11 protein-coding genes are annotated in these 11,731 nt (G+C 69.0%); 7 read left to right on the top strand and 4 right to left on the bottom strand.

Going from position 1 to position 11,731, the window contains the following annotated elements; all coding sequences use genetic code 11:
• Window positions 1-33: 33 nt before the first annotated feature.
• Both GGQ61_RS06945 and GGQ61_RS06940 read right to left on the bottom strand, forming a co-directional pair.
• Window positions 34-489, bottom strand: a complete 456-nt coding sequence (locus tag GGQ61_RS06945; protein WP_183771006.1) for a hypothetical protein — start codon at window positions 487-489, stop codon at window positions 34-36.
• Between the two features lie 66 nt (window positions 490-555).
• On the bottom strand, window positions 556-1,554 hold the full coding sequence (locus tag GGQ61_RS06940; RefSeq protein WP_183771004.1) for a helix-turn-helix transcriptional regulator: 999 nt from the start codon (window positions 1,552-1,554) through the stop codon (window positions 556-558).
• Window positions 1,555-1,703: 149 nt separating this feature from the next.
• Between GGQ61_RS06940 and GGQ61_RS06935 the strand changes: the two genes are divergently transcribed.
• From GGQ61_RS06935 to pseI, 7 genes are all read left to right on the top strand, one after another.
• The gene (locus GGQ61_RS06935; protein WP_183771002.1) at window positions 1,704-3,527 is read left to right on the top strand and encodes a flavin-containing monooxygenase; all 1,824 of its coding nucleotides are present in this window, start codon (window positions 1,704-1,706) and stop codon (window positions 3,525-3,527) included.
• 82 nt (window positions 3,528-3,609) lie between these two features.
• Entirely contained in the window at window positions 3,610-4,107 is a 498-nt protein-coding gene (locus GGQ61_RS06930; RefSeq protein WP_183771000.1) for a DUF2267 domain-containing protein, read from the top strand.
• 133 nt (window positions 4,108-4,240) lie between these two features.
• The gene (locus GGQ61_RS06925; RefSeq protein WP_183770998.1) at window positions 4,241-6,481 is read left to right on the top strand and encodes a TonB-dependent receptor; all 2,241 of its coding nucleotides are present in this window, start codon (window positions 4,241-4,243) and stop codon (window positions 6,479-6,481) included.
• A 100-nt stretch (window positions 6,482-6,581) separates the two neighbouring features.
• Window positions 6,582-7,454 (top strand): class I SAM-dependent methyltransferase, encoded by an 873-nt coding sequence (locus GGQ61_RS06920; RefSeq protein WP_183770996.1) that lies wholly within the window; start codon window positions 6,582-6,584, stop codon window positions 7,452-7,454.
• Between the two features lie 21 nt (window positions 7,455-7,475).
• The gene (locus GGQ61_RS06915; protein WP_183770994.1) at window positions 7,476-8,423 is read left to right on the top strand and encodes an ATP-grasp domain-containing protein; all 948 of its coding nucleotides are present in this window, start codon (window positions 7,476-7,478) and stop codon (window positions 8,421-8,423) included.
• A complete protein-coding gene (locus tag GGQ61_RS06910; RefSeq protein ID WP_183770992.1) occupies window positions 8,420-9,106 on the top strand; it encodes an HAD-IA family hydrolase in 687 nt (228 codons plus the stop codon). The genes GGQ61_RS06915 and GGQ61_RS06910 overlap by 4 nt, the downstream gene beginning before the upstream one ends.
• Window positions 9,103-10,155: a pseudaminic acid synthase gene (gene pseI / locus GGQ61_RS06905; protein ID WP_343056070.1), complete on the top strand. Its 1,053-nt coding sequence runs from the start codon at window positions 9,103-9,105 to the stop codon at window positions 10,153-10,155. The genes GGQ61_RS06910 and pseI overlap by 4 nt, the downstream gene beginning before the upstream one ends.
• Window positions 10,156-10,333: 178 nt before the next feature.
• On the opposite strand, the gene GGQ61_RS06900 is transcribed toward pseI, so the two are convergent.
• Both GGQ61_RS06900 and GGQ61_RS06895 read right to left on the bottom strand, forming a co-directional pair.
• Window positions 10,334-10,966 (bottom strand): pseudaminic acid biosynthesis-associated methylase, encoded by a 633-nt coding sequence (locus GGQ61_RS06900; protein ID WP_183770991.1) that lies wholly within the window; start codon window positions 10,964-10,966, stop codon window positions 10,334-10,336.
• 9 nt (window positions 10,967-10,975) lie between these two features.
• Complete coding sequence (locus GGQ61_RS06895) at window positions 10,976-11,671, bottom strand: cytidylyltransferase domain-containing protein (RefSeq protein ID WP_183770989.1); 696 nt, start codon at window positions 11,669-11,671, stop codon at window positions 10,976-10,978.
• Between the last annotated feature and the right edge of the window lie 60 nt (window positions 11,672-11,731).

The raw sequence follows: 11,731 nt of genomic DNA, 5'->3' as shown, positions 1-11,731 counted from the left end.
GCGCGAAAACGTCCTGGCGGCATGTCGCGAGGCTCAGCCGGAGAACCAGCCGCCGAGCACGCAACTGACCTGGCCGTCGCGGACGGTGACCGTGGCGCGCTGGCCGACGCCGGTCTTGTAGAGGTGCGTGCGGCCATCCGCCGTCACCGCGAGCGCCGCCGGCGCAGTGAACTGGCAGACCCGGTAGACCTCGCCCCCGACCATGCCGCGCTTGGCCGGCGCCACGCAGCTTACATGACCGTAGCGGCGTTCGAAGCGGATCCCGCCATAGTCGAACCCCTTCGGTCCCTTGGCGCCGAAAAAGGTTGCGGAGGGCTCGACCACCGGACACGCAGGACCCGCGATGTTCCAGGCCCGACGCATGGCGGCCTGTTCGGACCAGGTCTCGTAGATCGAGAGGGTCGGGACAGCGAGGATGACCAGCATCAGGCCGGACAGGTTGAGGAACTGCCCCGCCCGCGAGTCCAGCATGTCCTGTGACGACGCCATAGCGGCAGTTGACCTCGCAGATCGCCCTTCGGCAACCTGGAGCGCAAAAACCCCGCACCGCAACCCTTAGCGCAGCGGACCCACGCCCCGCGCCTGACGCAGCGCCCGCGGCGAGGCGCCCCACCAGTGCGTGACCGCGCGCGAAAAGGCGCTGGTCTGCGAATAGCCGAGCAGCCGGCCGATCTGGGCGATGCTGGCCTGGGAGTCGACCAGCAGGATCAGCGCCTCCTCCATCCGGTAGCCTTCGAGCAACGCCTTGAAGCTGGCTCCCGCCTCGGCCAATCGCCGCTGCAGCGTGCGCGGCGAACAGCCGACTTCGACGGCGACCGAGGCGACGTCCGCCGCGCCCGGCCCCAGCTTGCCGATCGCCGCACGCACGTTCTGACGCAGGCCATCCATCCGTCGTCGGCCGGCCAGCAGGGACTCTGCATAGGCCAGGTTGAGGTCGCGAAGGGCCGGATCGGTGCCCGGGATCGGCGCGGCCAGGGCGGCGGCGTCGAAGTCGATGGTCGCCTGGACCGCGCCCATCCGCACCGGACAGCCGAGCAGCGCCGCGAACGGGGCCGCATCGGCCTCGGCGCGTCCCACCAGTTGCACCAGGGTCGGATGCGGCCGGCGTCCACCCGCCGCGGCCACCACCGAGTCGATCTGCAAGGGGTCGATGCCGACCGCCGCCTTGCTGGGCTCGTAGGTCAGGCGCAGCCCGCCGTCCCGCGCGGTCGGGACGAACCGGCCGCTGTCGCTGAGCAGCACCTGGTAGCGCGCCATGTGGCGCAGCGACTCTTCTAAGGTCTGGCTGTGGGCCCGCACCACGCTGACCACGTTCGCGGCCTGGACCGGCAGCCGCGATCCGACTTTCAGCCCCAGCAGCGGATCGTCGCTGAGCGCCCGCGCGCGCCGCCATACGCGCCGCGCCAGGCTGACCTCGATCTGGCCGGCGTCTGGCACGCGGCCATCGACCACCCCGCGCAGTCCGCGGGTCAGGGCGGAGCGATCCAGTCCCTCGCGGACCAGACCGTCGAGCACCGCGTTGATCCAGACCGAAGCGATGGTCAGCGCCGACATGTAACCTTCATCCGCCGGGCCGGTGGCCCCTGGCTGACGCGCAACATCAACTTTCCGACGAGCGGTGTCACCTCGCAAACATCGGCTTCCCCTTGCCTTCCGCCGGGGGAACCCAAATCCGATAAAGTGGTACGTTTCGGGAGGCATCAATGGCGGATTCGGCGGAAATCGCGGACGCGGCGACCACGGGACTGGGCTTCGACCCGGTGAAGCTGCGCGAGAAGTACCGAGCCGAGCGCGACAAGCGCCTGCGCGCCGACGGCAACGAGCAGTACGTCGAGGTCAGCGGCGACTTCGCCCACTATCTCGACGACCCTTATGTCGAGCCGGGCTTCACCCGGGCGCCGTTGACCGACGAGGTCGAAGTGGTGGTGATCGGCGGCGGCTTCGGCGGCCTGCTGGCCGCGGCCCGGCTGCGCGAGGCCGGCGTCAAGGATCTGCGCGTCATCGAGAAAGGCGGAGACTTCGGCGGCACCTGGTACTGGAACCGCTATCCGGGCGCGGCCTGCGACGTCGAAAGCTACATCTACCTGCCGCTGCTGGAAGAGACCGGCTACATGCCGGTCGAGAAGTACACCCGCGCGCCGGAGATCCTGGCCCACAGCCGGTCCATAGCCGAGAAGTACGACCTCTATTCCAACGCCTGCCTGCAGACCGAAGTCTCCGGCATGACCTGGGACGAGGCTTCCGGGCGCTGGACCATCACCACTAATCGCGGCGACGCCATGAAGGCGCGCTTCGTGGTCATGGCCAACGGGCCGCTGCACCGGCCGAAGCTGCCCGGCATTCCGGGCGTCGACAGCTTCAAGGGGCACACCTTCCACACCAGCCGCTGGGACTACGACTACACCGGCGGCGACTCCAACGGCGGCCTCACGGGCCTGGCCGGCAAGCGGGTCGGGATCATCGGCACCGGGGCGACGGCCGTGCAGTGCGTGCCGCACCTGGGCTCGAGCGCCGGGGAGCTCTACGTCTTCCAGCGCACCCCTTCGTCGATCGACGTGCGCAACAACCGCCCGACCGATCCCGACTGGGCCGCCAGCCTGACGCCCGGCTGGCAGCAGGCGCGGATGGACAACTTCAACACCCTGGTCAGCGGCGGCTTCGCCGACGAGGACCTCGTCAACGACGGCTGGACCGACATCATCCGCAACCTCGGCATGATCGCGCGCAACAAGAACGCGGCGGCCGGGGTGCAGGACCCGGGCGAGCTGGTGCAGTTGGCGGACTTCCAGAAGATGGAGCAGATTCGCGCGCGGGTGGACTCGGTGATCTCGGACGCCGCCACCGCCGAGGCGCTGAAGCCTTACTACAATCAGTTCTGCAAGCGCCCCTGCTTCCACGATGAGTATCTGGCGACCTTCAACCGCCCGAACGTGAAGCTGGTCGACACTCAGGGCCGCGGCGTCCAGCAGATCACCGAGAAGGGCGTAGTCGTGGACGGCGTCGAGTACGAGCTCGACTGCCTGATCTTCGCCACCGGCTTCGAGGTCGGCACCTCGTATGCGCGGCGCGCCGGCTATGAGGTGATCGGCGCAGGCGGCGTCACCCTGACCGACAAGTGGGAAGGCGGCGTTTCGACCCTGCACGGCATGCACAGCCGCGGATTCCCCAACTGCTTCATCATGAGCAACAGCCAGTCGGGCTTCACGGTGAACTACCCGCACATGCTCAACGAGCAGGCCAAGCACGTCGGCTATATTCTGGCGACCTGCTCCGAGCGCGGCATCGGGCGGGTCGAGGCCGCTCAGGACGCTGAGGACGCCTGGGTGAAGACCATCATCGACTCCGCCCTGCAGCGCGCCAAATTCGCCGAGGAGTGCACTCCGGGCTACTACAACAACGAGGGCCAGCCCTCGGCGTTGGCGGCGCGCAACGGCTCTTACGGCAAGGGGCCGATCGCCTTCGTCAAGCTGCTCGAAGGCTGGCGCGCGGCCGGGGCTCTGGAGGGGTTGGAGACCCGGCCGCTTTAGCGGGGATCACGAACGCGCGCGGACTGGAACCAGCCTCGATGGCGGACGGTTGGCTGATCGTCCGCCATCGAAGGAGGCTGCCATGAGCGTCAACGGCCTGGACGTTTTCGACAGGACCCTGCACACGACCAACGCCTGGCTCAAGGAGCTGTCCGAGGAGCTGGACGTCGATCGGCACGGCGCCTGGAAAGTGCTCAGCGTCGTCCTGCACAAACTGCGCGATCGACTGCCCGTGGACCTGTCGGCGCACCTCGGCTCGCAGCTGCCGCTGTTGATCCGCGGTGTCTATTACGACCAGTACCAGCCGGCCAAGCAGCCGAACCGCTGCAGCAGTCTGGACGAGTTCGTCGCCGACGTCGGCGACTGGCTGACCGACGCCCACAGCGTCGATCCACGCCGGGCGATCGAGGCCGTCTGCCACGTGCTGTCGCGCCATCTGGCCCCCGGCCAGATCGACAAGGTGCGCGCCAACCTGCCCAAGGGGCTGCGCCCGCTATGGAGCGCGCCGGCCGACACCCCACCGCGCCGCCGTCCGGAAAAGATCGGGCAGGCCGCCGCGGCCATGGCGACCGGCATCTAGGCGCCGCAGGCTGATAGCGAGGCGTCGGCGCCACAGGGGCGGCGTGTCGTATCGATGACGCTTGTGTTGCACTTTCGCTACGCTCCTAAGCCCCCTAAAACGCAGCACAATCGCTGTTTGGGGGATCCAGCCAATGACCGTGCGTACGCGTTTCTTGAACAGGGCCGCGCATGCTGCGCTGGTCGCCGCCGCCGGCCTGGCGGTCTTCGCGCCGGCCCACGCCCTCGCCCAGGACACCGAGCTCGGCGAGGTCGTCGTCACCGCCCAGAAGCGGTCAGAGAACCTCAACGACGTCCCGGTGTCGGTGACCGCCATCTCGGCCGAGAAGCTGGACGTGATTCAGTCGTCCGGCGGCGACATCCGGGTGTTCTCGGCCCGCATCCCGAACGTGACGCTGGAATCCAGCTACGCGCGGATCTTCCCGCGGCCCTACATCCGCGGCCTCGGCAACACCGATTTCGACTTCAACGCCTCGCAGCCCGTCTCCTTCGTCTACGACGAGGTGGTGATGGAGAACCCGGTGCTGAAGAGCTTCCCGCTGTTCGACATCGACCAGGTCGAGGCCCTGCGCGGGCCGCAGGGCACGCTGTTCGGCCGCAACACCCCGGCCGGCGTGCTGAAGTTCGACAGCGCCAAGCCGACCCAGAGCGTCGGCGGTTTCGCCCAGGCTTCCTACGCCACCTTCGGCACGGTTAACCTGCAGGGCGCAGTGTCGGGCCCGATCATCGACGGCGTGCTGGCGGGCCGCCTGTCGGGCATCTGGATGCACCGCGACGACTGGATCGACAACGGCTTCACCGGCAAGGACGACGTCACCGGCGGCTATGACCAGAGCGCCATCCGCGGCCAGCTGCTCTACACGCCGACCGAGGCGTTCAGCGCCCTGCTGAACCTGCACTACACCAAGCTCGACGGTTCGCCGCAGATCTTCCGCGCCAACATCATCCAGCAGGGGACCAATGACTTCGTCTCCGGCTTCGATCGCGAGAAGATCTACCAGGACGCCCAGCCGCGCACCGGCCAGACCATGGAAGGCTCGGGCGCCAACGTGAAGCTGACCTACGACTTCGGCGACGAAGGGCCGACCCTGACCTCGATCACCGCCTACGAGCACGTGACCGCCTACTCGCGCGGCGACGTCGACGGCGGCTTTGGCGCGGTGTTCGCGCCGCCTTCGGGCCCGGGCCTGATCCCGTTCACGGCCGAGAGCGCCGACGGCGTGCCCTATCACGCCCAGTGGAGCCAGGAGTTCCGCCTGGCCGGCGACTACGGCGGGGTGAACTATACGGTCGGCGCCTTCTACTTCTTCGAAGACCTGAAGATCGACAGCATCAACTTCGACACCCTGGCCGGCGGAACCCGCAACGGCTACGCCTATCAGCACCAGAAGACCAAGGCCTGGGCGCTGTTCGCCAACGCCGACTACAAGCTGACCGACCAGCTGACGGTCGGGGGCGGCATCCGCTACTCCAACGACAAGAAGGAGTTCATCGCCCAGCAGACGATCTCGCCGATCGGCCTGCCGCCGACCCCGATCCTGTCCGCCGATCCGGAGAGCGACGACGTCAGCTTCAACCTCAACGCCACCTATGCGGTGAACGACGACGTCAACCTCTACGCCCGCATCGCCAAGGGCTATCGCGCCCCGTCGATCCAGGGCCGGCTGCTGTTCGGCTCGACCATCTCGGTCGCCGACACGGAGACGCTGATGTCCTACGAGGCCGGCTTCAAGGCCGATCTCTTCGACCGCCGCGCCCGCATCGACGCGGCTGTCTACTACTACAAGGTCGACGACATGCAGCTGACCGCGGTCGGCGGCGGCGCCAACTTCAACCGGCTGGTCAACGCCGAGCACGCCGAGGGCTACGGCTTCGAGTTCAATGGCGAGGCCAACCCCATCGAGCACCTGCTGCTGACCGCGGGCCTCTCGTACAGCCACACCGAGATCCAGGATCCGAACCTGGCCATCCAGCCGTGCGGCGCGCCCTGCACCGTGCTCGACCCGGCCGGCGCCCCCGGCACGGTGCTGGTCGACGGCAACAGCCTGCCCAACGCCCCGCGCTGGATCGCCAACATCACCGCCCGCTACGCGATCCCGTTCCGCGACGGCGAGTTCTACGCCTACACCGACTGGGCCTACCGCTCGAAGATCAACTTCTTCCTCTATCGCTCGGTCGAATTCACCGACGACAAGCTGCTCGAGGGCGGCCTGCGGCTCGGCTACGTCACCGCCGACGGCAAGTGGGACGCGGCGATCTTCGGCCGCAACATCACCGACGACGAAAGCCTGGAAGGCGGCATCGACTTCAACAACCTGACCGGCTTCGTGAACGACCCGCGGACCATCGGCGTCGAGCTGAAGACCCGGTTCTAAGGCGCGCAAAAGGCGAGGGGGCGACCCCTCGCCGCATCCCGATTGACGGAGCCTTAACTACGCTCAGGGGCAGATGGCGCGTCGAAGTAGGAGCGTTGCCTTGAGCCTCAAACTGGTCGAACGGCCCGAGGGCTATTACGAGATCGAACCGCGCCCGACGCCGGACGAACTCGCCGCCTACTACCGCGACAAGTATTTCGGCGCGACCGACGGGCGCACGCCCTACGCCCACGGCTACACGGCCGAGGAACTCGAGCACAAACTGCTGCAGCCGGCCGAGACCGAGCTGGTCTGGGGCCGCGCGCCCGGCCGCATGCTCGAGGTCGGGGTCGGCGAAGGCTTCACACTCGACTATTTCCTGAAGCGCGGCTGGCAGGCCAAGGGCCTGGACTTCACCGACGACGGCGTGCGCGAGTTCCATCCGCACCTGGCCGAGCACCTGATGCTGGGCGACGCCTTCGCCCTGCTCGACGAGGAGATCGCCAAGGGCGAGGTCTACGACCTGGTGATCTGCAACAATGTCCTCGAACACGTCATCGACCCGATGGGCCTGCTGCAGCGGCTGCGCGCCATCGTCGCGCCGGGCGGCCTGCTGCGCGTCGCCGTCCCGAACGACGGCTCCTGGCTGCAGGACCAGATCGTCGGCCGCGGTCTGGCCGACCCGCAGTTCTGGATCGCGGCGCCCGATCACCTCAACTACTTCAACACCGACACCCTGCCGCGCGCCTTGGCCGCCCACGGCTGGGAGGTGGTCGAACACCTGGGCGAGTTCCCGATCGACATCTTCCTGCTCAACCCGGACACCGGCTACATGCGCGATCGTTCGAAGGGGCGGAACTGCCACTTCACCCGCGTCGCCTTCGAGATGGGCCTCTGGCGCGAACGGTCGCTGGAAGCGGTCGTCGAGTTCCGTCGCGGCTGCGCGCGGGCCGGCGTCGGCCGCAATCAGACCGCCTACGCCCGGCCGGTCTAGGCGCGGGATCGGCGGGCGGCGATGAACGTCCTCATCCTCAGCGCCGCCGCCAAGGTCTTGCTGGTCCAGGCCTTCCAGGCCGCCGCCCATCCGCTGGGCGGGCGGGTGCTGGCCGCCGACATCGCGTCCGACAACGCCGCCCTGTTCGCCGCCGACCAGGCGCTGATCCTGCCGCGCAGCGATGCTCCGCAGTTCGCGGGCGCCCTCATCGAGGCCTGCGCCCGCCATGCCGTCGGCCTCATCGTCCCGACCCGCGACGGCGAACTGGCGACCCTGGCGCACCTGCGCCCGCGCCTCGCCGAGGCCGGAGTCGCGGTGCTTGTCCCCGCGCCTGAGGCGCTTGCGATCTGCCGCGACAAACGCCGCTTCACCCAGGCCTGCCACGACCTTGGCCTGGGCACGCCGCGCACCTATGCGCCGGGCCAGACCCCGGACGCCTTTCCGGTCTTTGTCCGTCCAGTCGACGGGGCCGGCGGCGCCGGCGCGCGCCGGATCGACGATCCGACCGATCTTCCGGCCGATGAGACCCTGCTCGTCCAGGCGTTCGACGACGGACCGGAGTACACGGTCGACGTGCTGATGAGCCTGGACGGCGCGCCGCTGCAGGCCGTGGCCCGCCGCCGGCTGCAGGTTCAGGACGGCGAGGCGACCAAGTCGCGTACGCAGGACGTCCCTGCCCTGACCGACCAGGCGCTGAAGCTCTGCGCCGCGCTCGGTCTCGTCGGCCACAACGTTGTCCAGGCTTTTCACGACGACGCCGGGACTCGCTTCATCGAGATCAACCCGCGCTTCGGCGGCGCCTCGAACCTCTCGATCCAGGCGGGCCTGGCCTCGCCAGAACGCATCCTGCAGATGGCCCGCGGCCAGGACGTCGAGGCCGCCCGCCCGCGGGCGATCGCCTACGGCCTGACTATGCTGCGCTATTCCCAGGACCGCATCGTCACCGACGCCGAACTGGCCGCCCTGTGATCAGCGCCCTGCTCATCGACCTCGACGACACGCTCTACGACGAGCGCACCTACGTGCTGTCGGGCTTCCGCGCCGTGGCCGAAGAGCTCGCCCAGCGTCATCCGCGCCTCGACGCCGCCGCGCTGGCCGCCGGCATGGAGGCCGAGCTCGACGCCCACGGTCGCGGCCGCATCTTCGACGTCGTCCTCGCCCAGGCCGGACTGCCGGCCAGTCCGGGGTTGGTCGGCGAACTGGTGGGGATCTACCGCGACCACCGCCCGACGATCAGCCTGTGGCCCGGCGTCGCCGACACCCTCGCCGCGCTCGCGAAGTCCTATCGGCTGGCCGTCGTCACCGACGGCCTGGCCCTGATGCAGTCGCGCAAGGTCGAGGCGCTCGGCGTCGCCGACCTGGTCGACGAGGTGCTGCTGTGCTGGGAGCACGAGGCGCCCAAGCCCGACCCGGCCTGCTATCTTGAGGCCCTGCGCCGGATGGACGCCTTCCCGGCCCAGGCCGTGGTGATCGGCGACAATCCCGGCCACGACATGGCCGCCGCCGCCTCCGTCGGCTGCCGCTCGGTGCGGGTGCGGACCGGCAAGTTTGCGGCCCTTGGCGACGGCGGCTTCCCGCCCGACGCCGAGGCGCCGAGTTTCGTGGAGATCGCGCCGGTGCTGGCGCGGCTCGAACCTGGAGACGGCGCGTGAGCCAACCCCTCGTCACCATCGCCGGCCGCAAGATCGGCCCCGGCCATCCGCCCTACATCGTCGCCGAGATGTCGGGGAACCATAACGGCGAGATCGAGCGCGCCCTGGCCCTGATCGACGCGGCCAAGGCGGCTGGCGCCGACGCGGTCAAGCTGCAGACTTACACCGCTGACACCATCACCATCGACCACGACGGCCCCGGCTTCACCGTGCACGGCGGCCTCTGGGACGGGCGGCGGCTCTACGACCTCTATGAGGAAGCCCACACCCCCTGGGACTGGCACGCACGGCTGTTCGCCCACGCCCGCGAGATCGGCATCACGGTCTTCTCCTCACCGTTCGACCCCACCGCCGTCGAGTTGCTCGAGAGCCTCGGCGCCCCGGCCTACAAGATCGCCTCGTTCGAGCTGGTCGACATTCCGCTGATCGAGCTCTGCGCCCGCACCGGCAAGCCGCTGATCATGTCGACGGGCCTGGCCTCGCCCGCCGAGATCGCCGAGGCGGTGGCCGCCGCCCGCGGCGCGGGGGCCAGCGAGATCATCGTGCTCCACTGCAACAGCGGCTATCCGACCCCGCCGTCGGACATGAACCTGCTGACCCTGCCGCACCTGGCCGCCCAGCACGGGGTCGTCACCGGCCTCTCGGACCACACCATGGGCGTCACCGCCTCGGTGGCGGCCGTGGCCCTCGGCGCCTGCTTCATCGAAAAGCACTTCACCCTCAGCCGCGCCGAGGGCGGGGTCGATTCCGACTTCTCGCTGGAGCCGGCCGAGCTGGAGCGGCTGGTCGTCGAATGCCGCGACGCCTGGCTGGCGCTCGGCTCGGTCCGCTATGACGAGGCCCCGTCCGAGGCCTCCAGCCGCGACCACCGCCGATCGCTCTACGTGGTCGCCGACGTCGCCGCCGGCGAGGCGCTCACGGCGACCAACGTCCGCTCGATCCGCCCGGGCTTCGGCCTGCCGCCCAAGCATTTGCCAGAGGTCCTCGGCCGCAAGGCGGCCCGGGCCCTGCCCCGCGGCGCCCCGCTCGACTGGTCGATGGTGGAGTAGGCGGCGCGCCAATCCACGCACCACCGTGTCATCCCGGTTTGCGAAGCAAGACCGGGACCCATGAACACCAGATGGGGCAGGATGCGGCGGGGGGGGGGCGCCAAATTTTGAGTGGACGGCGCGAATGGGTCCCGGTCTTCGGCTGCGCCGAAACCGGGATGACATCTTGCTGTAGGACCTAACCCTTCCGGAACAGCCACCAAGTCGCGTCGTCCAGGCCCGTCGCCCGCTTCCAGAAGAACCCGTAGTCGACCAGCTGCAGGTCCGGGAACCGGTCCATGTAGAGGCCGCCGAAGTCGTTCTTGAACAGCAGGCCCTCGTGGCCGCGATAGCTCAGCGTCTCGGGCCGCGGCGAGAAGTACTCGGCGCACAGCACGTACTTCGACGACACCCGGTGGATCTCGTCCATGGTCGCCGGCAGCCGAGACGGGTCGACATGGATCAGCACCCCGGTCGTGAACGCCATCTCCACCGCCCCGTCGGCCAGCGGGATCTTGTCGCCGAAACCCTCGTAAAGCCGTTCGGCCGGCAGGATGCCGTCGGCCAGCACCCGCGCCCGCGCCGTGGCGTTCGGCTCGATGGCCGAGAGTTCGGCGCCCAGCAGCCGCGGCATGACCCGCAGGTTGAGGCCGAGATTGCAGCCGACCTCCAGGATGGTCTTCGGCGGGTCGCCGGCGAAGGCTTCGGCGAAGCGGCCCCACATGAAGGTGCGCGCCCGTAGCGCCTCGTCCGAGGCGACATTGCGCTGCGTGTATTCGGCGCCGAAGTCTCCCGCCCAGGCGGATTTCGGGTCGGCCGGCGTGCCGGTCATGGGAGGCTCCTAGGTGGCGGGTTCGAAATGGGAAAAGGGCAGGGCCCGGATGTCGTCGGACGTGAAGTCCGGCTTGGTCGGATAGAGCGCGGCATAGACCTTCTCGACGAAGGCGTAGTCCTCCGGCGTGTCGACGGTCCAGCGCAGGGCGCTCTCGTCGCGGGCCTGGACCAGCTCGCCCTGGGTGAACGGCGCGCCAGAGCGATAGAGGAACGGCGTCACGTGCTCGCGGTCGTAGGGGTCGGTCGCCTCACGCCCGGCGGTCAGCAGGTCCTCGGCGTCGAACGACTCGACGTCCAGCCCGCGCGGATAGGTGCGGTTGCGGCCGTTGGAACAGTAGTCGACGCCCAGCTTGGTCTGCAGCCGCACGCAGTCGTCGATCACCCCCGGATCGGCCAGCGGGCAGTCGGCGGTCAGCCGCACGACCTGACCGGTCACGCCCAGCGCTTCGATCGCCCCGACATAGCGCCCCAGCACGTCGGCCAGCGGACCGCGATAGACTTCGACGCCGATGCTTAGGAGAAGGCTGGCCAGCACGTCGTCGCTGGCGTCCTTGCTGGTCGCCACGACCAGCCGGGTCAGGGTCTCGCAGCGGCGCAGGCGCTCGATCTGGCGCTCGACCATCGGCCGTCCCGCCAGCGGCTTCATCACCTTGCCCGGCAGCCGCGACGAACTCATCCGCGCCTGCAGGATCGCGACCGCCATGCCCGTTCCCCTCGACTGCCGCGACGTTAGGGCCAGAGCCTTTCGCCGGTCTTAACCGTG

Source organism: Phenylobacterium haematophilum, assembly GCF_014196295.1.
Classification (GTDB): Bacteria; Pseudomonadota; Alphaproteobacteria; order Caulobacterales; family Caulobacteraceae; genus Phenylobacterium; species Phenylobacterium haematophilum.
Note: the sequence above shows the minus strand (reverse complement) of the source record. Positions and strands in the feature narration are given on the sequence as shown.